Genomic DNA, 19802 nt, shown 5'->3' with positions numbered 1-19802 from the left:
GAGCTGGCGGATCACTGAGTGGTGCGTTCGGCCGAGCAGCCGGGACAGGTGCCCCAAAAGACGACCTCCGCCTCGTCGATCACGAAGCCGTGATCGGCCGAGGCGGTGAGACAGGGAGGGTGGCCGACCACGCAGTCGACATCCGCGATCGCGCCACAGGACCGGCAGACGGCATGGTGGTGGTTGTCACCGACCCGCGATTCGTAGCGGGCGATGGTGCCCAGAGGTTGGATGCGGCGCACCAGACCCGCATCGTTGAGCGCCCGCAGGACGTCGTACACCGCTTGGTGGGAAATCATCGGATGATCAACCCGTACCAGGTCGATCACCGTCTCGGTGTCGACATGCGAGTGGTCGCGCAGCGCGGCCAGCACAGCCAGTCGTGGTCGCGTCACGCGCAACGAGGCTGCTCGCAACTGGGTCTCGAAGTCGGACTCCATACATCCGATGATAGGACGCTTATCTGGAATCAGTCAAAACGAGCGCATCACCGTGGTCCCAAACACACACTGAGCCATAGAACGCGCCGCCGCATCTCGAGATCCCGGCACGCACCGGTGGTCTACCCGCTCTCGGCCTGTCCGGAACGTGTCCACCAAGGACTTTGCCCGGTTGTCACAACGCGTCAAGCCAGCCGGAACTTCCTACGCTGTTCCCAGCACAAGAGGCAGGTTCCGCACCTGCAGGACGGTGACATCGGGTGCGTCCGGCACGACGAGACTCACCGGTGCTCGCAGCTGGCACTGGTCGCCACGTGGTGGAAACCGCCGGAGCCGCGTCCGCAGCTCCATCGGCTTGTCCGCCCGGAGCTCCATCGTGCCCCCAGGTTGACGGACAACCGCGGCGAGCCGAAAGGTCAAGGACAAGTCGAGTCCCGACGAATCCTCGGTCAGCAGAATGTGCCCCTCGGCGTCGTCCAACCGCATGTCGATGGCGCCGCCATCCTCCGCGCCACCCGCGTCCGGGAGTTCTGCCGTCAACGTGACGGAGAGCAGTTTCAGCGTCGCGCTGGCCGTTGTGTCCCCAGATCCCGCTTCGGCTCGCGCTGTGCAACTCCCTGTGAAGGTCACCTTCAACGGCTTCGCGCGAAGGTCTATCTCGGCATCGGGTGCCGCACAGCTGATCTCGAACTCATCGCCGTGCGACGGAAGAGTCGTACGCGACATGTCTGCCCCTGCCGGTCGGTGCCGATGTGCCACCTGGGTGTACCCGGGCCTCCACGGCGTCAACCGTCCAATGCGCTGATCGGTCCAATGCGCTGATCGGTCCAGTGCGAAGGCGGGTCGGCTGTGGTCTTCGCCGAACAGGACGCAGACGCTCTGCGGGGGTGCCCGTCAGCCTTCTCGTTTCCCGATGCGGCCGGACCCCTGGCCGGGCGGCTTCATTATGTGCATAATGTTATGTGAATAACGACTTTGGGGAGCCCGTGGACTTCGAACAAGCTGACGCCGTGAACCAGGCCATCCGGCTGCTGAGCCTGCGGCACCGGGCCAGGGCCGCCGCGCTGCTGGCTCCACTGGGCCTGCATCCCGGCCAGGAGGCGCTACTGCTCGAGCTTGCCAAGGCAGGGCCGATGACCCAGGCGCGGCTCAGCGACGCGCTGGGATGTGAGCCACCCAGCGTCACACTCATGTCCCGCAAACTCGAGGGCGCCGGGCACATCCGCCGCAGGCCGGATCCGTCGGACAAGCGCGCCACCATCGTGGAGCTCACCGGCAGCGGTGCGGCACTGGTTGAGCAGGTCAAGGCGCTGTGGTGCGTGTTGGCAGCGGAAACGGTGCGGGGCCTGCCTGCCCCGACCGTCGCCGGGCTGCCTGACGTTCTGCGGACTCTCATCGGCAACGTCGGCACCAGACGCCACTCACCTCGTCACCACACCCCGGCAACGGGATCGAGACGACATGGACATACGGAGGACAGCGTGGAATCGACGGACGGGTACGAGCCCAGCAAGTTGGACTGGGTCCGCGAGCACGTCGAGCAGATCGTGCGAACCGGCACGACCGACGGCGTGACGATGAACGGCTTCCCGATGGTTCTGATGACCTATCGGGGCGCCAAGACGGGAAAGGTGCGCAAGATTCCGTTGATGCGTGTCGAGTACGAGGGCCGCTATGCCGTGGTCGCGTCCAAGGGGGGCGCGCCGACGAACCCGCAGTGGTACGCCAGTCTGCTCGTCGATCCATTGATCGAGCTCCAGGACGGCACGGTAAGCCGGGAGTACCAGGCACGCGAGGTGCTCGGTGACGAGAAGGCGCACTGGTGGCAGCAGGCCGTGGCCGCCTACCCGGACTATGCCGAGTACCAGCGCGGGACCGATCGTCAGATCCCGGTCCTCGTGCTCGAACCGGTCAGCGGGGACGCACCTGCCGGTGAGGCGGCTGGGGGCTGACAGTCGCTTCGCCAGACGGGAGGACATGCACGTTCGACCCGTTCCAGGGTCAGGATGCCGGCGCGGTGAGTCGTATCGACGGACCTCGGTGGTCGACAGCATCGCGAGTCTCGTCATCGGGTCCGATCACCTCGTCGCTTCTCATCCAACGTGTGCCGTGGCGAAGTCGACGAGAGCTGGGATGACGTCGTGCGGTGAGGGCATGGCGGCGATGTCGGCGGCCAGTGCGCGTGCGGCGTCCCGGTGCGTGGTGTCACTCAACAGGTGTGACACGTGCTCGGTGATCGCCGCGGCGGTGACGTCCGGGGGCAGGAGGTGTCGTCCGGTGCCCTGTCCGGTCAGCGATTCGGCGTTGACGAACTGGTCGGCTCCCTGCGGGAGGATCAACTGCGGGAGCGCCGAGGCCAGTGCGCCGAGCATGGTTCCGGTGCCGCCGTGGTGTACGACGAGGTCAACGTGGGCAAGCAGTTCGGCCTGGGGGACGAAGCGCTCGACGTGCACGCCCGGTGGGAGGGGGCCGAGGAGCGTGGGGTCCCCCGGCCCGACGGCGACGATCACGTCGACGGGCAGTGCGGCGAGGCCGTCGATGGCGGCCCGCATGACCTTGACGGCGCCGAACGCGACCGTGCCGAGTGTGAGGTAGACCAGTGGGCGGGAGCGCGTCGCTGTGGCGGTCGCTGGGAGTTCGCCGGGTTCGTTCCATGGCACCGGCCGGACCGGGATTCGGGTCGGGACATCGGCGGTGGCTGGGTCGGGCAGGCCGGTGGGCCAGATGTCGAGGCAGGCGTCGCCGAGCATGGGGTCGGCTGGGGTGTGGTCTCCCCAGAGCCATCCCAAACGGGTGGCGCTGTGCTGCCGGGCCGATGCGGGCATGGATCGGCCGATGACGTGGGAGATGATCGGGACGCCTGCCCGTGATCCGACGGCCGCCGCTCCGACGTCGCTCTGTTCGTAGACGATGAGGTCCGGGCGCATGGTGCCGATCAGCGGGGTGAGGTCGCCTATCGTGTGCCGCGGCAGCAGATCGCCGAACATGGTCAGCATGAGTTCGAGGACGTCGTGGTCGCCGTGCAGCCGCCGGGCTTCGGCTTCGGCGTCGGGGATGGCGATGCCCACCTTGTGCGCGGCGAAGCCGAGCGCTCGCAGGGGTGGGAGGAAATCGGTGCCGGTGCCGAAGACCACCTCGTGCCCGGCATTTCGCGCCGCGAGTGCCAGCGGGATCAGTGGATGGACGTGTCCGGCTGCCGGCCGGCAGGAGAAAAAGATCCGCATGGTGCCCCTTCTGGTGCGCTACCTCGGAACGTACAACGGCGACGGTGCCGGCCCGAGCGGTCAGCTCAGGTCGTGGCGGCCGGTGGCCAGTCGGCGGTCGAAGAAGGACAGGATCTCGTCGCGGGCTTTGATCGTGGGCTGGCCTGCCTCGTCGATCAGGTGTGCGGTCACGACGCTGTGCGGGCTTGCGACCACCGCGGCGAAGAACGGGGGAGTGTCGGGGTTGGCGGCCTCGGAAGGCAGTACCCGTGAGACGAACCGCTCGCCGAGGGCGTCGGCGAAGGCCGCGAACCGCTGAGCTCGACAGAACCGGTCACCCTCGAAGCGGTAAGCCATCACGGTCAGGTCCTCCTGCTCGAGGCGTGCGCGGATCGCCCGCAGTTCGGCGGGTGCGACGTGCACACCGGCCGGATCGTCCAACGGCAACGACGGCTGCGACAGCACTGGGGCGAGCACCGCGTGCTCCATCATCATCGAGAGTGCGAAGTTGCCGGTGAAGCACATGCCGATCACGCCAACGCCCGGCCCACCGCATTCGTCGTGCGCGCGCCGGGCGAGCGCACGCAGCCACAGGGTCACCGGGCTCGACTCGTTCGCCGCGAAGGCACGGAACTCCGCGCTCACACACGCCTTCCGGAAGACCGCCATCCCCTCGTCGACGGTGGGCACGGCTCCGTCGCGACCGAACAACGATGGCATGTAGACGGTGAAGCCGGCATCCCGGGTCCACCGGGCGAAGCGCGCGACCTGCGGGCTGATGCCTGGCATCTCGGGCAGGACCAGTACGGCAGGCCCTGTCCCGGAGACGTGTACGACCTTGGTGATCGCGTCGAGGGTGACGTCGCGTGCCTCGAAATCCTCGAGTGAGTCGTCGTCCATGAGCCAGACAGTGGCCTGCGGTGGCCGGGTTCCGCCAGGGGCAGGATCGCCATTCGGGAGGCTATTCTCGCCATATGCGTGCCGAGCGTCCGATCCGGATCGGGGTCATGGCCTACGAAGGTTGTTTCGGTGCGGAGATCTTTGGAATCACCGATCTGCTCCGCATCGCCAACCACGTCGCGCGGCGGTCCGATGTGGCAGCGGGGGACGTGTTCGAGGTGTCGGTCGTCGCGCGGCGCGGTGCCTTGGTGCGGGTTGCCGGCGGCATCTCCGTGGGGGCGCGCCAATGGCATCCTGGTCTCGACACGCTCGTCGTCCCGGGTTTCGAATTGGCTTCGGCCGAGGGCCTCACAGGCAGTCTCGCCCGTTGGCGTCAGGAGACCTCGTTCCTGTCCTTGGTCGCTGCCCGCGGTGTGCCTGTCGCGTCGGTGTGTGTCGGCGCGTTTCTGTTGGGTGAGGCGGGTTTGCTCGACGGGCGTACCGTGACCACCTCGTGGTTGTTCGCTCGCGAACTGGCCGCGCGTCACCCGCGCGCGACGGTGGACGCCGACGCGATGATGGTGGCCGATGGAAATGTCACCACGACCGCGGCCTTCAGCACTGTGCATGACCTCGCGATGCACCTCGTGACGCGGTATGCGGGGGACCAGGTCGCTCGCTCGACATCCCGGATCGGGCTCGTTCCCGACAACAGGGACAGCCAGGCCGCCTACGTCGACCGCGAGGTGATCGCCTCGACAGGTCCCCGGTTCGCTCGCTCGGTCCAGCGGTGGCTCGTGGACCGGCTCGAGCAGCCCTACGACCTGCCGGCCATGTCACGGGCCTTCGAGGTCAGCCCCAGGACGATGTTGCGGCGGTTCGCGCTGGAGACAGGGCGAACGCCGTTGGAGTTCCTGCGGGAGGCGAGGGTGAACGCCGCGACGCGCCTGCTGGAATCGACCGACTGGCGGGTGCCGGAGATCATGGAACGCATCGGTTACGTGGATCCGAGCTCGTTTCGGCGTCTGTTCGCCCGGCAGACAGGCATGACCCCGGGCGCCTACCGCCGTCAGTTCACGCGTACCGCGAGGTAGGCAGGGGCAAGTCCGTCATCGCGCCGACTCCGGCCGTGGTCAGAGCTTCTCGGCGATCAGGCCGCCGCGGTGTCGAGCAACGCGGCGATGAGCTGGGCACGGGTGCCCTGCTCAGTGGCAGGGCATCGGCACGAAACGGGGGCAGTGCCGTGCTCGACCACGCCGCTCCACCGACAACCCGCTGCGATCGGCCAGCTCGATATTCGGTCGACTCACGGACACCGCGGTCGGCATCCTGGCCGCCATGGATGATGCAACCACCTCCACCCCAGACACCGGAGGGTCCTTTGTCGACACAAGCTGGCTCGGTCCCCGCATCGACGTCCGGCCACTGTTCGCGACACAGCTCAGCGCTTTCGTCGGCCTGCTCCGGCAGCTGACAGTCGAGGAGTGGCGCCGCCCAACCGTCTGCCCCGGCTGGACCGTGCACGATGTCGCCACGCACGTGCTGGCAGACCACGTCGGCCGCCTGTCCATGCACCGAGACGGCTTCTTCGCGCTGCAACCCCACGACGGCGAGGCCTTCCCGGCGTTCATCCATCGCATCAACGACGAATGGGTCACCGCGGCACGCCGTGTCAGCCCACCCCTGCTGATCGACCTGTTGTCCACCACCGGCCAGCAGGTGATCGATCTCTGGACCACGGTCGACCTGGACGCCCCTGGCTGGACCGTGAGCTGGGCAGGACCAGACCCGGCGCCGAACTGGCTCGACGCCGCCCGCGACTTCACCGAATACTGGACCCACCACCAGCAGATCAGCGAAGCCACCCAACGGCCAGGTCCCAGCCGGACCGAGTTCCTCGCGGCCGTACTCGATACCTTCATGCGCGCCCTGCCACACACCCTGCGCGACACCCATGCCCCAGAGGAAACGGCCGTCGAGGTGGCGATCTCTGGCGCCGCTGGGGGGACATGGACCTGCGCACGCACTAACGGGCGATGGGCGCTGCGCCCCGGCCCGCACCCGCGACCAGCCGCTGCCATCCGCTTGGACGCCGATACCGCGTGGCGCCTATGCACCCGCGGAATCACACCCAGGCAGGCAAAGTCACGCGCGACCGTCGATGGTGATCAAAGTCTGGCCGACACGGTGCTCACCATGGTCTCGATCATCCACTGAATTCCGCCATGGCGGAACGCTGGGCACGGACACGGGTCTGGACATGGACCTCTGAGGACCACGCCATGCACACACGTCCGTGGAGCCGATCGGTCGGTTATTCGCCCGCCAGCGGGGCACCGGAGGTGTGCCCGCCAACACCCCAGTGCTGTTGTTGCACTTCCTCGATCATGACCCAGACGCCCTCGCGCTTCCCGCCACAGGTCCGCAGAAACGCTTCAGTCAGCTCCTTGATGAGCGCTTGTTTTTGTTCATCGGTACGGCCGGGGAACATCGAAACCTTGATCAGTGGCACGCCATCTCCTGCTTTCCTTTGCCGTCAGCATATCAAAGTTGGACCGTGCTTCCGGCGAGCGCCGGGCCCGATGAGGCGGGCGGCCAACCCCACCGCTCCCGAACCACACGCACCACAGTGGACAGTAGAGACGACGGTTCACCAGCCTGGCAGTGACGAGAAGTGTCGCGCGTCCGTGCCGCTTTCGCGGACGGCTGTGATGAACCCGTGGGGGAGACAGGCTCAGCCTGTCGGTGTGCTTGGGTGGGTCTTCCCGGCCAGGCCGCGTCGGATGGTCATGGTGTTCAACATTGCGAAATGAGGTCTTCGTGCCTGGCAGCGGAAAGTGCTGCCGTCCAAAAGCGTCAGCGCGTGGCACGCCGGCACGCCAGGTCCTGGCACCGGTACTGCCCTAGGCGACTACATCCACTCCGCAGTTGGACGAATGGCCCCCGTGAAGGGCCATCGCGACACCCCATGCCAGGCCGCCGTGAACTACACAAGCCGCTGGCGCACAACCGGTTGGCCAACGACTGTCATCTATCCGTCCACTAATCAGTGGCCGACTACCCTGACACGAAGCCAATCAGCGTCATCAAGCCACATCGCTGTGGCGGCCATGCCTCGAACTGCCCAGGGTGAACCAGCGAATGCGCAACGCCTGTGCCACGACGGGCAACGGCCCCAGAAGGTTGCGGCGGCAGCGTGTCTGCGGCTCGCCATTTCGACGTACCGGTTCGGCGGCACGGGTGGACCGGATCGGCGGTACGGGTGGACCCAGAGTGGCAGCGTGAAGCGCTACGGCAACTCCATCGGGTACTGACGTGGGCGGCCCGGCTGTAGCAGGGTTGAGCCGAGGCCGATCGGCCTGCTGTGCGACGACCGCCCAGCGGAAGCGGCCACAGCGACGCGGGCGCTTCGGAAGCGGACAGCGTGACACGCGTGCCGCGACAGTGCCTGCCACGGACAATGAGGAAGGTGTTCGACCATGCCCGATGAACCCGGCGCGTACGCGTCCGCCAACGGAATCCAGCTCTGGTACCGCGACGAGGGGAAAAGCGACGGTGAGCCGCTGCTGCTGATCATGGGCCTGAACTCGCAACTGATCTTGTGGCCCGACGAGATCGTCGCCGCGCTGGGTGAGCACGGCTTCCGGGTAATCCGCTTCGACAACCGCGACTGCGGCCTGTCGAGCAGGATCAAGTCCGACACCGACGACCGCCCACCGCTCTATCACCTGGCCGACATGGCCGAGGACACCGTCGGCCTGCTGGACCACCTCGGCATCGAGCAGGCACACGTCGTGGGCGCGTCGATGGGCGGCATGATCGCCCAACTGGTGGCCATCCACCACCCCGGACGCGTCCGCACCCTGTGCTCGATCATGAGCACCACCGGCAACCCCCTCGTCGGGCAACCGTCCGAGGAAGCCCGGGAGAAACTGCTGGCGCCGACACCCGACGACCGCGACGAGGCCATCGAGCACATCACCGACATCTTCCGCGTCATCGGCTCCAAGACCCACGCCGACGCCGAAGAGGCACGGCGCCGCCACCTCGCCGAGGCCTCCTACGACCGCAGCTTTTATCCCCAGGGCACCAAGAACCAGTTCGCCGCCATCCTCCACGCCCGCAACCGCACCGCCGACCTGGGCAGGCTGACCATGCCCACCCTCGTCATCCACGGCGCCGAGGACAGCCTCATCAACATCACCGGCGGACAGGCCACCCACAAGGCCATCCCCGGCTCCGAGTACACCCCGCACGCCGACATGGGCCACGACCTGCCCGAAGTCCTGTGGCCGAAACTGGTCGACGACATCGTCGCCAACGCACACCGAACGGCCGAGCCCGACGCCGTCTCGGGCAACACGATCGGGTGACCCTCTCCACCCCGCGGCACGACAACCCCGGTCCCCATCGGAGCCTTCCACGCCGCCACGTTCTGAGCGCCGGCCACAGCGCACGTCGCCCTACCCCGCTCGTCGCCGTGTACACCTGCGGCCGGAGCGTGAGTCACCGGAGAGGTGCTCCAGCCACGCACCGCCCGCCACCGCCGGTGTGGCGCGCCCGGTTTAGGTAACGGTGATACCGGGTACAGGCCAGGCACGCCTTGAGTACGCAGGGTGGGCCGGAGGTTGTTGTCCGATGAACAGTTGCACCGCTGCAGCACCCGCAGACGACAACGACTTCGCCCCGACGGGCGACTTCGCGGAACTCCAGAGGCGCGTCGAGCGGCACTCGCAGCGGCTGAGCCAGCACGCCCGTGAACTGCGTCGGCTGCGTGATGATCTGGACGAGCTCGATCAACGTATCCGTTCGGCGTGAACGCGGCGAGGACATCGGCCACAGAGACGCCGCGACGTGCTCAACGCAGCTGGCGGCCCGTGTCGAAACGTTGACGCTGGCCGCACCGCAGAAAGGCACTGGTACAACCCGGTACAAGCCCCATCCTGCGGCACGCCCAGCGGAAACCTGGAACCGCCGAATAAGACCAGCGACGTTCCGAGACGAGCTAGATCGCCGTCAGCGCCTGGGTGGGACTCAGCCGGGCGGCGCGGCTCGCCGGATAGAGGCCCGCGACTATGCCGGTGGTGATCGCGGCTGCGAGCCCGAGACCGACAGCTGCCCATGGCAGGACGACCGGCAGGTCTCGTGCCAGGGAGTTACCCACGCATGCGGCGATGCCCAGCAGGGCACCGAGCCCGCCGCCGATGGTTGACAGCACCGCAGACTCCGCGAGGAACTGGGCGAGGATGTGGCCACGGGTGGCGCCGAGCGAGCGGCGCATGCCGATTTCCCCGCGCCGCTCCAGCACCGAGATGATCATCGTGTTGGCGACACCGATTCCGCCGACCAGCAGCGCCACCGCCCCCAACCCGAGGAACAGCTGGTCGAAGGCGGAGCGGGCGGCCAACTGCGCGGTCAGCGCGTCCGATGGTCTGCTGACTGACACGTTCTGCGGGTTCTCGGGATTCACCGTGGCGGCGAGCACGGCCCGTACGTCGGGGACAGCGGCATCGGCAGAGCGCTCGTAGATGGTCGTCGGGTGACCGCTGAAACCCAACTGGGTCTGGGCAATCGGCCACCCCACCAGTGCCGCCCGGTCGATCTCCGGCGCGAGCGGCAGCGGAGCCAGCAGCCCGGTCACGGTGAACCACTGGTCACCCAGGTAGACCTGGTCGCCGATGACACGGACACCCAGCCTGGCCGCTGCCACCGAGCCGAGCACCACGGCGGGATACCGCTCGGTCGCCGAGGTGAGGAACGAGCCCGTGGCGACCGATCCGCCCAGCGTGCTGAGCAGGTCCAGTCGAGCCGCGAGCACGGCGATGCCGTTGGTGTCGGCTACGTCGATCTTGCCCGTCCGCCGCACGGAGTGACCACGGACGGCGCCGACCGCGCTGACCGACTCCACGCCGTCCACCTGGCCCACCATCGCCACCGACTCGGCTGGTAGCTCTGTCTGCTGGCCGTAGAGGTCGCGGCCGGGCGACACGGTCAGCATGTTGGTACCGAGGCTGCTGATCTGGGCGACCAGACCGGCCTGGCTGGCCGCGCTGATGCCCAGCACGGCGACCATCGCCGTCACGCCGACCGCGATGCCCAGCAGCGACAGCACCGCCCGTCCCGGTCGTCCACGAACACCGGACATGCTTTCCCGCGCCAAGTCTGGTACGCGCAATGCCGAGGACGGCGGCAGCGCCCGGGTCGGCGCGCTCATCGCGCACCTGCTGACGAGGAGTCCTCGACCACGGTTCCGTCCAGGATCCGGACTTGCCGCGGCAGTTGTCGGGCGACGTCCGTGTCGTGGGTGATCACCACGATGGTTGTGCCGTCGTGGTTGAGCTGGTGCAGCAGGTTGAGCACGATCGCGCCGGCCGCGGAGTCGAGGTTGCCGGTCGGTTCGTCGGCCAGGACGACAGCGGGATTGGTAACCAGCGCGCGGGCGATGGCAACCCGTTGCCGTTCGCCACCGGACAGCTGGGCGGGCCGGTGGTCGAGCCGGTGGCCCAACCCGACACGGTCGAGCACTTCGGCTGCTCGCCTGCGTCGCCGACCGTGCGGCACACCGAGGTACGTCAGCCCGGTCGCCACGTTGTCCACTGCGGACAGCGTGCCGCTGAGGAAGAACTGCTGGAACACGAAGCCGATCCAGTGCGCCCGGATTGCCGAGAGTGTGCTGTCGCGCAGCGTGGACACGTCGTGGCCGAGGAGCCGCACTGTGCCGCTGGTCGGCGTGTCCAAGGTGCCGAGCAAGTGCAGCAAAGTGCTCTTGCCCGAGCCGGACGGCCCGACGATCGCCACCAGTTCACGCTCCCGGACCGTCAGTGAGACATCGGTGAGTGCCGCGACGCCACCGCTGTAGACCTTGCTTACCTGGGTCGCTGTCATCGTCTCGCTCACCGGGCCGGCACCTGTACTTTCATCCCCTCGCCCAGTTCGGCCGCGGATACCTCGACCTGGCCGGCGGCGAAGAAGCCAAGCCGGACGACGACACGGCGCGCCGTCCAAGTCCTGTCCGCGCCGGTTTCGATGACGTCGACGGCGTAGTCACCGTTGGGCATCGCCAGCAATGCCACCAGGGGCACCGCGAGTACGCCCCGGTGGGTGGCACTCACGAACTCCACCGAGACAGGGGCGCCATCGAGGGTTCCCGCTTCGTCAGGTCTGTCCAGGCTGATACGGACCGGCAGGGTCGCGTTGACTGCGCCGTCGTTGGCACTGTCGTTGTTCGAACCGGGAGGATCGCGCGGCACCGCGGTGGCGACTGTGCCGACTGAGGTGACCTTGCCCGATGTCGCCGTCCCGGCAGGCAACAGAACTCGTACCGCGCCGCCCACGACCGCGAGGCTCTGCTGGGCGACGGGCATGTCGACGGCGACGACGCGGGTGGTGCTCGACGCGGTGACCACCACAGGAGGCAGCGGTCCGCCGAGTGTGGCCCGAATCTCGACGATCCGGAGGCTGGTGGACGCGACGACGACCTCGCCCGGCTTGACTTTCCCTGTATCGGGTACGCCGATCGCTCGTTGCCAGCGGGCCACGGCGTCGCCGACAGCGGTCGAGAAGTGGTCGCTGTCGGTGTTCAGAGTCGGGCCGAACCCGAACGCTCGCAGATTGGTCCGCAGCAGGCGCACATCCGGGCCGTCGTCGATGCCGACAGCCAGTTCTCGCCACAGCGGCGTGTCGCCGTGCAACAGCGGAACCGGCCGGTTGTCCACGGCGTACACGCGCTCACCGAACCGGATCACGGCCCCCGGCGCCGGCAACCACGTCGCGACACCGCCGCCAGGAGCCGCGGGTACCGAGAAGCTGCTGTCGTAGCCGAGGATGCCGTTCACCCGGGTGGTCTGTGTGAGGTCGGTGCGCATCACCTCGGCGGTGGGTGGGATTTCCTGGGCACCGGTGACGGCGGTGGGCCGACCCGGTCGCAGCACCACTACCAGCGCGACGCCGACGACGATGACGCCCGCAGCCACCAGCCGCCACCAGCGGCGTCGAGGACTACCTGCCATTGGACTGCCCACTGGCGGGTCGCGAACTGGTCGACTGGGTTTCCCGCCGACAGTCTTCTACCGCTTTCATGGCGTTGGGGTCTTTGGAGTCGATGTTGAGCCGCAGCGGCTGGCCGGGCGCGGGGTCTTGCACCGGCACCCCGCGATCACGCAGGCACCGAGCCAATGCCACGGCTTGGTCCTGCTGCTGCGGGTCGTCGGGGTTCTTGCCGCTGCCTTGGCCGAGGAGGTGGCGGCATTCGTCAATTGCAGCGGCCATCGCCGGGTCGGTCTTGGCTTTGGCGGGCAGTTCCACGGTCTGCGCTCCGGGTGAGGGGTCGGGTAGCTCGAAGCCCTGGTCACGGACACACTGAGTGAAACGGATCGGGCCGTCGGCGGCGACGGGCGTCGTCGTGGTCGCCGGCGAGTCGCCGGCGTCCGGCGAGCACGCCGCCAGCGACACGACGCCGAGCAGCACTGGTCCGGCGAAGCGGACAAACAGCGGAATCAAGGTGGACACAGTTGCCTCCAACAGGGGACCCGCGACTACCGCGGTGCGTCAAAGATGTACCGAACCGGTGTTTTCGCGCCTGTTTCACTTCGCCGTTATGCTGCTGAAACACTGCTTTCGCCACAATCGACCGCTAACAGTGCAGGAGGTCTGAACGTGCGGGTGCTGGTCGCCGAGGACGAACCCGCGTTGGCCGAACTGGTCGCCGAGGGGCTGCGCAAGCATGCGCTGGCTGTGGATGTCGCACTGTCGGGTGACGAGGCACTGGAGCGGTTGGAGGTCAACCGGTACGCGGTGGTGGTACTGGACCGAGACCTGCCAGGTGTCCACGGCGACGAGGTCTGCCGCCGCATCGTCGCGGGACCGTGGGCCAGCCGGGTGTTGATGCTCACCGCGGCGGCGACGAAGCACGACCTCATCGGCGGGCTGTCCCTCGGAGCGGACGATTACCTGGTCAAGCCGTTCGATTTCGACGAGTTGGTCGCCAGGGTCCGTGCGCTGGCCAGGCGCTCGGCCGACGTGATCTCTCCCGTACTGCGCCACGGGGATCTCGAACTGGACGTGCCCAGGCACCAGGCGGTCCGGCGTGGCCGTCATCTACTCTTGTCCAAAAAGGAGTTCGCGGTCCTGGAAATGCTGCTCGGCGCGAGGGGCAGCGTAGTCAGCGCGGAAAGCCTGCTGGAGAGCGTATGGGACGAGAACGCCGACCCGTTCACCAACGCGGTGCGGGTCACGGTCAGCAGGCTGCGGACGAAACTGGGCGATCCGCCGCTGATCGTGACCGTCCCCGGCGTCGGGTACCGCATCTGAGGCGCGCCAGTGTCCGGTGGCGGCTGACCCTTCTCTACGGCGGCCTGTGCCTGACTTCGTGCCTGGTTTTGCTGGCCGTGGTTCTGCTGCTGTTCGGGCCGAACATGGCAGGGAGCGCCGAAGTGATCATCCGCGACGCGGTCAGCGGCGAACGCAAGACGAGTGTCACGGTGCTCCCCAAGGAGGCTCTGCAAGGCAGTGCGGCGTTGACACCCACGCAGATCAAGAGTCTCGCGCAGGCCATCCAAGCTGACGCGCAGGCGCAGTTCTTCGTCGTGTCCGCGATCGCTGTCAGCGTCATGGTGTTGTTCGCGTCCGTGGTCGGCTGGTGGGTGGCCGGCCGGGTGTTGCGACCGTTGCACGCCATCACCGCGCAGGCTCGCAGTATGTCTGCGCGCAACATCCACGACCGGATCGTCATCGACGGTCCAGCCGACGAACTGCGCGACCTCGCCGACACTTTCAACGGCATGCTCGACCGGCTGGATCGCGCCTTCACCAGCCAACGGCGTTTCGTCGCCGACGCCTCGCACGAACTGCGGACGCCGTTGGCGATCGAGCGCGCGATCATGCAGGTTCGCCTGAGCAACGCCACACCGCAGCAGATCGTTGGTGTGCGGGAGGAGTTGCTCGCCGCCAACCGTCGCCTCGACTTGCTCCTGGAGGGTTTGTTGCTGCTTGCCCGCAGCGACAACGGGCTGCCCGAACGTCATCCGGTCGACCTCGCGGCCGTGGCCGATCGGGTCGTCCACAGCGCGTTGGTCAACGCACCGCCAGGTGGCCCAGGCGGCCTGCAAGGCCAATTGACTACCGTGCCTGTAACCGTTCTGGGTGATGAGGTGCTGCTGACGCAACTATTGGACAACCTGGTCCGTAACGCCATGCTGTACAACGTCCCCAACGGTTGGTTCACCGTCACACTCGCCGCCGACGGGACCGTCACGGTGGCCAACAGCGGCCCATTGGTGTTGCCGGACACTGTGGACAGCTTGTTCGAACCGTTTCACCGAGGCGCGAACAAAAGACTCGCCTCGGCCAACGGCGCAGGCCTCGGTTTGGCGATCGTGCGCTCCATCGCGGAAGCCCACGACGGAACCGTCACCGCCGCCAGCCGTCCAAGCGGAGGCCTTGAGGTCACAGCTCGATTCCCCCACCTATAGCGTCGTGAGCGGCGTCATCGTCGGTGTTACCCGCACGGTGATCGTCGATCTGCTCGAGCAGATCGACATCGGTGCCCAGCACCATGCCGCCACGTCGTGGCAGTTTGCGGGTGGCCACTCTGGCCAATCAGACGCCGCCAGTTCCTTCGGAACAGCCCCCGCCTGTGCGGGGACGACGAACGCCTGCCTTGAACAACCAGTTCAAAGGGCTTTCGGTTTCACCGGAACGATCATGTGCAAGGTTGTTTGCGGTGGTCCCCGGAGGACCAGAACCACGGTCCCACCGGGGGCCGTCTCATCGTGCGTTGGTGACGCCGTGGAGCAGTCCGGCCGGGTCCGGAGCCGGACCCGGCCGGACTGGGCCGGTCAGGACGCGACGATCGGCAGTGTGATGGAACTGTTGGTGTTGTCGATCTCGACCAGGGTCCGGCCCCATGGTTCCTGACCGGGTCCGGGCTCGTTCGCGCACCAGTTGGTACCGGGCACCTCGGTGCCGGTGCAGTTGGTTCCGGCGATCACCACGCCGATCCGATGACCAGGCTTGAACACGTAGTCCTCGGGCTTGAGCCTGAGTTTGTACGTGTAGAACTTCTCCGGCTGGATCGGCTCGTCGAACTCCAGGGTTCGGCGGTTCTCGGTGTCGATCTGGACCTTGGTGACGATTTCGTACGGCCGGGTCTGCACGTCCTGCGCGTGCCTGCTGTAGCACCCGGTGTCCGTCGGGCTGCCTTGGCCGATGCAGTCCTTACCGGACGCTGCCACCAAGCCGGACAGGTAGTCGTCCTCGTCGGTGACTGTGCGCGCGTCGGTGCCGTAGTCGACCAGCAGGGCCGTCAGTGGCGTGCCGGACACGCTTGCCTTGGCTCGGAGGGTGACCTCCGCTACCCCGCTGACTCGCGTCGCCGCCGTCAGCGGTTGGCCGGTGTACAGCACTCGGTTGAAGGACGAGGTGTCCGGGTTCACCATGTCACGTTGAAGCTGTGAGTACTTCTCGGCGAACTGGGAAACGCCGCTGCCGGTGTTCCTGTTCTCCGACAGGGTGGGCCCGAACCAGAGGGTGCGCGGGGCGGAGTTCGTGGCCGGCCACGCGGCATGGGCCTCCCACTGGTTGGCCGACCGTTCCAGCTGGACCTGAGGTTCGTCCATGATTCCGTTGCGCACGCCAAGCAGCCAGTAGTCCATCCACCGGTGGATCTGGGGCAGCCACCGCTCGCGGTGCGCGTCGATCGGATCGACGTGCGCCTGTTGCGTGAGCATCAACTTGCGCGGGACGTTCGCCGCCTCCAGCGCTTTCCACCAGTCGAGGGCCAGGTCGGTGGTGACGTTCCAGTCGTTGAGGCCGTGCACCATGTAGACACTGGCCTTGACCTTGCCGGCCGCAGGCAAGTAGTCGCGCTCCTGCCAGAACGCGTTGTACGTGCCGTAGGTGTCGTCACTGGCGGTCGCGAGTTCGTTGTGGACACCCGCGCACCGCGTCGCACCCAGCCTGGACGTGTTCCCGTCCGAGACCGCGCTCCACCGGGCGTAGTCCTGGAAGCGCGGCAGCCCCTGGTTTCGCATGTACGGATACCAGCTGCCGAACGCCGCGACCGGCACCACGGTCTTGAGGTTCGGCACATCCATAGTGGACACGAGGTTGCCGAAGATGCCGCGGTGCGACCGACCCACCCAGCCGACCCGGCCGTTGTCCCAGTCGGCACTGACCGGCTGGCCCGCTTTGTTCGTCGCCTTGCCGCGGTCGTCCAGCCAGTCCAGGACGGCTTTCACCGCCTGCACCTCGGGCTTCCCGTCCACGGTGGTACACCCCTCGGAATATCGGGTGCCGGGACTGTCCACTTGCACCACCGCGTAACCCCGTGGCACGAAGTAGTTGTCGTAGTACTCCGGGAACCGGGTCGGAATCCCGTCGTCATCGAAGTCCTTGTACTCACCGTCCAGCGATGCCGCCTGGTAACGTTTCCTCGGGTCGTCGGACCGCGCCCCCGCTGTGAGGTCCGGGCCGAAATACGGGCTGGCCTGGAAGATGACCGGAACCTTCATCCCCTGAGCTGTTTGCGCGGGGCGGATGACGTCGGCGACGACCCGGTCGTTGCGCCCGTCCCGATCCCCGTCGACCGGCGCCTCGACGTACACAGTTTCCCGGATGGCGTCCGCGTACGAGAAGGTGGGCTGGCTGACCCCGTCACGAACCTGAACCACCGGAGCAGCTGCCGCGGATCCCGCCGTGACACCTGTCCACACAGTGACTGACACAGCCAAAGCCGTGAATACGGCAAGGCCTCTCTTGTACAAGCTTCTCACCCCAGTTACTAGCATGATAAAAGTCGTTCGCGATCGAACGCTACTCGCTCGACCAGGCCTTCGCGAAGCATTCATCCACCACTGAAACCGGCTGAACAGTGCGCCATCGCTGGGAAATCCGTACTGGTCAACGCCTGGCTGGCTTACCGGAGGCCTTGTTCGCACCCGGGCCCGGCCGGGTCGTGACCTCGGGCGGGTTCGGTTCGGCGTGGCAGCGTTCGCAGTTCAGATATGAGTGGACCGTGCCGCCGCAGTCGTCGTGTACGAAGATGACCGGTGGTCCTTGGGGTGCGGCCCACCGGTCACCCCACTCAGCGAGCGCTACGATCACGGGTTGCAGGTCAAGGCCTTGGGGCGTGAGAACATATTCGTGCAAGTCACTGTCGCCCGCGACGGGCCGGGTTCGCATCAGCCCCGCCTCGACGAATCTGGCCAGCCGGTTGGACAGGATGTTGGGAGCGACGCGGAGTTGCCGCTGGAACTGGGTGAACCGGGTCGACCCGGCGAACACGGCGTTGCGGATGATCAGCAGGCTCCAGCGTTCGCCGACCACTTCCAGTGCACGTGCGACCGAGCAATTCTGCCCGTCGTAGGTTCGGCCCAGCATCGAACGTTCCCCTCACCGCCAAGTGGAAGCTGTTCGTCGCAGACGATCTATCAGCCACTTGCATCAAGCTAACACAGGGAGTGGGGCACGCTGCGGCCGTTACTCCTCCTTGATGTAAATGTCGTTGCGACTAAATAATGCCTGAGTTTGAAGGTGTTCGGATGCGCCCCTCGAAACTGTCCGATCGCAACGTTTCCAGGCCCGGCGGGGCGTCCTCGCGAACATCAGGCGGACGAGTTGGCGCGCGGCTCAGGCCGCATGCGCAGGCCATCACCATAGCGCCGACTGTGACGTCAACGCGGGTCTGGGACCGGCTGCTGTCCCCTGACCGGGCGTGACGGGTTGGGCGCTTATGGAGCGAGGACAGTGCCGTGCGTTGCGACGACACCGTTGAGTACGCCCATTTGGGGTAGTGGGGTACCGATCATCCGGGTGAAGGGCTATGTTGGCATTAGCCCCAGACCTCGGTGCGTGATGTGTCCGCGACACTTGCGGACGCGGATCATGAGCCGAGGTTTTTTTACGATGAGGCATCCTACGCAGCCACCCCACTGATCGGGTCGGCGTGTGCGTTGTCGCTCCTGCTGGCGTGCCGCGCCGAATCGGGTCACCCGCTATTGTGTTTCAGGAAATGAAGGCGTTATGCGACGCATTCGCGCCGTTGTCCAGGGCCTGTTCGCGACCACCATCGCCGCCGGAGGTCTGGTCGCTCTCGCTCCGGCGGCTCAGGCCATCACGATCCCGGTGGCGTGTAGTGAGAACGCGTTGGTCGCGGCGGTGGACCTGGCCAACTCCACTCCTATCTCCGACACCCTCGTTCTGGCCGGAGGCTGTACGTATGGCATGAGCACCGGTCATGGTGGCGCGGTGAACGCGTTGCCGGTGATCACGACCCCGATCGAGATGATCGGCCCGGCCACGGTCACCAACGCCTCGCTGCTGGGCTTGGGTCTGTTCCGGATCGCTGAGGTCGGCCCGACTGGTAGCCTGACGCTCACCACGGGGGTGGCGTTCACCCGCGGCAACGTGCTCGGTCATGGCGGCGGCATCCTCAACCGCGGTGCGGTCACCCTCACCGGGAGCACCCTGTCAGGGAACACCGCGTCGGGTAACGGTGGCGGTCTGGCCAATGTGGACACTCCGTCCGGTACGGCGCCCGCGGCGACGTTCACCAACAGCCCGCTGTCGGGCAATCTGACCCTGCTCGGTGACGGCGGCGCCGTCTACAACGGACTGCGTGGCACGCTCACGGTCACCGGGGTGACCGGTAGTCCGTTGTTCGTCACCGGTAACAGTGCTGGCCGGGGTGGCGGGATCTCCGCGGTGAACTCGACCGCGACGACCCTGACCCAGACTGCCGTGACCAACAACCACGCGTTGCTGACGCTGGGCAATGCCGGTGGCGTCTACCGCCAGGGCGGCACCATGACCACCACGAACACGCCGATCACGGCCAACACCGCCAACAACTGCGTCGGCAGTGCCCCCGCGGTCCCCAACTGCACCGGGTGACCCCCGGGGCGAATCCCGCCAGGCGGACAGCCTGAATCTGTTTCATCCCACTGTAAGGAGCACTCCTCATGGGCATCGTCATCATCGGCGGCCTGATCGACTCCGTGGTCGGCATCGTCAACGGCGCCGCGGCGGGCATCATCGGCGCCGCCAGCGCTGTCGTCCGGCCCCTGCTGCCGCTCTAACCCCAGAATCCAACCCGGCACGACCTCTCGCCAGGCCGCACACCTGGCGAGAGGTCGTGCCTTTCTCCGTGCGGGTGCGCCCGGTCGCAGTGACGTTGTCACGATTTTGTCGACCTACGGGAACGGTGCCGGTGAAGTCAACAGCAACTCGACATCGCCAAGCGGTTTCTGCTGGCGGGGATCAACACGAGTTGGGTTCTTCTGTG

18 protein-coding genes are annotated in these 19802 nt (G+C 66.9%); 7 read left to right on the top strand and 11 right to left on the bottom strand.

The annotated features are described in order from the left end of the window. Positions 1 to 11 precede the first annotated feature (11 nt). Both AOZ06_RS39820 and AOZ06_RS58140 read right to left on the bottom strand, forming a co-directional pair. Positions 12 to 440 (bottom strand): Fur family transcriptional regulator, encoded by a 429-nt coding sequence (locus AOZ06_RS39820; protein ID WP_054294090.1) that lies wholly within the window; start codon positions 438 to 440, stop codon positions 12 to 14. A gap of 204 nt (positions 441 to 644) precedes the next feature. Further along, the gene (locus AOZ06_RS58140) at positions 645 to 1166 is read right to left on the bottom strand and encodes a hypothetical protein (RefSeq protein WP_054294089.1); all 522 of its coding nucleotides are present in this window, start codon (positions 1164 to 1166) and stop codon (positions 645 to 647) included. 260 nt (positions 1167 to 1426) lie between these two features. Between AOZ06_RS58140 and AOZ06_RS61805 the strand changes: the two genes are divergently transcribed. Continuing rightward, on the top strand, positions 1427 to 2392 hold the full coding sequence (locus AOZ06_RS61805) for a nitroreductase/quinone reductase family protein (protein ID WP_054294088.1): 966 nt from the start codon (positions 1427 to 1429) through the stop codon (positions 2390 to 2392). A gap of 141 nt (positions 2393 to 2533) precedes the next feature. Here the strand turns inward: AOZ06_RS61805 and AOZ06_RS39805 are convergent, their stop codons facing one another. Together AOZ06_RS39805 and AOZ06_RS39800 are read right to left on the bottom strand one after the other, a co-directional pair. Continuing rightward, positions 2534 to 3664, bottom strand: a complete 1131-nt coding sequence (locus tag AOZ06_RS39805; protein ID WP_054294087.1) for a glycosyltransferase — start codon at positions 3662 to 3664, stop codon at positions 2534 to 2536. Between the two features lie 60 nt (positions 3665 to 3724). Further along, entirely contained in the window at positions 3725 to 4543 is an 819-nt protein-coding gene (locus AOZ06_RS39800) for a dienelactone hydrolase family protein (RefSeq protein ID WP_054294086.1), read from the bottom strand. Positions 4544 to 4563: 20 nt separating this feature from the next. Here AOZ06_RS39800 and AOZ06_RS39795 point away from each other — a divergent pair, with 20 nt between their 5' ends. Beyond that, a complete protein-coding gene (locus AOZ06_RS39795; protein ID WP_218921857.1) occupies positions 4564 to 5616 on the top strand; it encodes a GlxA family transcriptional regulator in 1053 nt (350 codons plus the stop codon). A gap of 244 nt (positions 5617 to 5860) precedes the next feature. Continuing rightward, positions 5861 to 6739: a maleylpyruvate isomerase family mycothiol-dependent enzyme gene (locus AOZ06_RS39790; RefSeq protein ID WP_054294085.1), complete on the top strand. Its 879-nt coding sequence runs from the start codon at positions 5861 to 5863 to the stop codon at positions 6737 to 6739. Between the two features lie 97 nt (positions 6740 to 6836). Here AOZ06_RS39790 and AOZ06_RS39785 read toward each other — a convergent pair whose 3' ends face one another. Further along, on the bottom strand, positions 6837 to 7034 hold the full coding sequence (locus AOZ06_RS39785) for a 2-hydroxymuconate tautomerase (protein WP_054294084.1): 198 nt from the start codon (positions 7032 to 7034) through the stop codon (positions 6837 to 6839). Positions 7035 to 8001: 967 nt separating this feature from the next. Here AOZ06_RS39785 and AOZ06_RS39780 point away from each other — a divergent pair. Then, complete coding sequence (locus tag AOZ06_RS39780) at positions 8002 to 8895, top strand: alpha/beta fold hydrolase (RefSeq protein WP_054294083.1); 894 nt, start codon at positions 8002 to 8004, stop codon at positions 8893 to 8895. 632 nt (positions 8896 to 9527) lie between these two features. On the opposite strand, the gene AOZ06_RS39770 is transcribed toward AOZ06_RS39780, so the two are convergent. The 4 genes from AOZ06_RS39770 to AOZ06_RS39755 are packed head-to-tail and all read right to left on the bottom strand — an operon-like array spanning position 9528 to position 13030. Next, positions 9528 to 10736, bottom strand: a complete 1209-nt coding sequence (locus AOZ06_RS39770) for an ABC transporter permease (RefSeq protein ID WP_054294081.1) — start codon at positions 10734 to 10736, stop codon at positions 9528 to 9530. Further along, positions 10733 to 11419 (bottom strand): ABC transporter ATP-binding protein, encoded by a 687-nt coding sequence (locus tag AOZ06_RS39765; protein WP_417999913.1) that lies wholly within the window; start codon positions 11417 to 11419, stop codon positions 10733 to 10735. The genes AOZ06_RS39770 and AOZ06_RS39765 overlap by 4 nt, the downstream gene beginning before the upstream one ends. Further along, complete coding sequence (locus tag AOZ06_RS39760; RefSeq protein WP_054294080.1) at positions 11416 to 12495, bottom strand: peptidoglycan-binding protein; 1080 nt, start codon at positions 12493 to 12495, stop codon at positions 11416 to 11418. Before AOZ06_RS39760 ends, AOZ06_RS39765 begins: the two co-directional genes overlap by 4 nt. Positions 12496 to 12520: 25 nt before the next feature. Further along, positions 12521 to 13030, bottom strand: coding sequence for a hypothetical protein (locus AOZ06_RS39755; protein ID WP_054294079.1), 510 nt, complete (start codon positions 13028 to 13030; stop codon positions 12521 to 12523). Between the two features lie 147 nt (positions 13031 to 13177). Between AOZ06_RS39755 and AOZ06_RS39750 the strand changes: the two genes are divergently transcribed. After that, positions 13178 to 13831 carry a response regulator transcription factor gene (locus AOZ06_RS39750; RefSeq protein WP_054294078.1) on the top strand — a complete coding sequence of 218 codons (654 nt, stop codon included), beginning with the start codon at positions 13178 to 13180 and terminating at the stop codon, positions 13829 to 13831. A 77-nt stretch (positions 13832 to 13908) separates the two neighbouring features. Next, complete coding sequence (locus tag AOZ06_RS39745; RefSeq protein ID WP_169798827.1) at positions 13909 to 14991, top strand: ATP-binding protein; 1083 nt, start codon at positions 13909 to 13911, stop codon at positions 14989 to 14991. Positions 14992 to 15357: 366 nt separating this feature from the next. On the opposite strand, the gene AOZ06_RS39740 is transcribed toward AOZ06_RS39745, so the two are convergent. Then, the gene (locus tag AOZ06_RS39740) at positions 15358 to 17190 is read right to left on the bottom strand and encodes a CocE/NonD family hydrolase (RefSeq protein ID WP_054294076.1); all 1833 of its coding nucleotides are present in this window, start codon (positions 17188 to 17190) and stop codon (positions 15358 to 15360) included. 229 nt (positions 17191 to 17419) lie between these two features. Continuing rightward, on the bottom strand, positions 17420 to 17899 hold the full coding sequence (locus AOZ06_RS39735; protein WP_054294075.1) for a winged helix-turn-helix transcriptional regulator: 480 nt from the start codon (positions 17897 to 17899) through the stop codon (positions 17420 to 17422). Positions 17900 to 18541: 642 nt separating this feature from the next. Here AOZ06_RS39735 and AOZ06_RS39730 point away from each other — a divergent pair. Beyond that, positions 18542 to 19411 carry a hypothetical protein gene (locus AOZ06_RS39730; protein ID WP_054294074.1) on the top strand — a complete coding sequence of 290 codons (870 nt, stop codon included), beginning with the start codon at positions 18542 to 18544 and terminating at the stop codon, positions 19409 to 19411. Positions 19412 to 19802 lie beyond the last annotated feature (391 nt).

The organism is Kibdelosporangium phytohabitans (assembly GCF_001302585.1).
GTDB lineage: Bacteria > Actinomycetota > Actinomycetes > Mycobacteriales > Pseudonocardiaceae > Kibdelosporangium > Kibdelosporangium phytohabitans.
Note: the sequence above shows the minus strand (reverse complement) of the source record. Positions and strands in the feature narration are given on the sequence as shown.

Coding starts and splice junctions, on each gene's coding strand:
- AOZ06_RS39820 (WP_054294090.1), bottom strand. CDS start 440: ATGGAGTCCGACTTCGAGACCCAGTTGCGAGCAGCCTCGTTGCGCGTG.
- AOZ06_RS58140 (WP_054294089.1), bottom strand. CDS start 1,166: ATGTCGCGTACGACTCTTCCGTCGCACGGCGATGAGTTCGAGATCAGC.
- AOZ06_RS39805 (WP_054294087.1), bottom strand. CDS start 3,664: ATGCGGATCTTTTTCTCCTGCCGGCCGGCAGCCGGACACGTCCATCCA.
- AOZ06_RS39800 (WP_054294086.1), bottom strand. CDS start 4,543: ATGGACGACGACTCACTCGAGGATTTCGAGGCACGCGACGTCACCCTC.
- AOZ06_RS39790 (WP_054294085.1), top strand. CDS start 5,861: ATGGATGATGCAACCACCTCCACCCCAGACACCGGAGGGTCCTTTGTC.
- AOZ06_RS39780 (WP_054294083.1), top strand. CDS start 8,002: ATGCCCGATGAACCCGGCGCGTACGCGTCCGCCAACGGAATCCAGCTC.
- AOZ06_RS39770 (WP_054294081.1), bottom strand. CDS start 10,736: ATGAGCGCGCCGACCCGGGCGCTGCCGCCGTCCTCGGCATTGCGCGTA.
- AOZ06_RS39735 (WP_054294075.1), bottom strand. CDS start 17,899: ATGCTGGGCCGAACCTACGACGGGCAGAATTGCTCGGTCGCACGTGCA.
- AOZ06_RS39730 (WP_054294074.1), top strand. CDS start 18,542: ATGCGACGCATTCGCGCCGTTGTCCAGGGCCTGTTCGCGACCACCATC.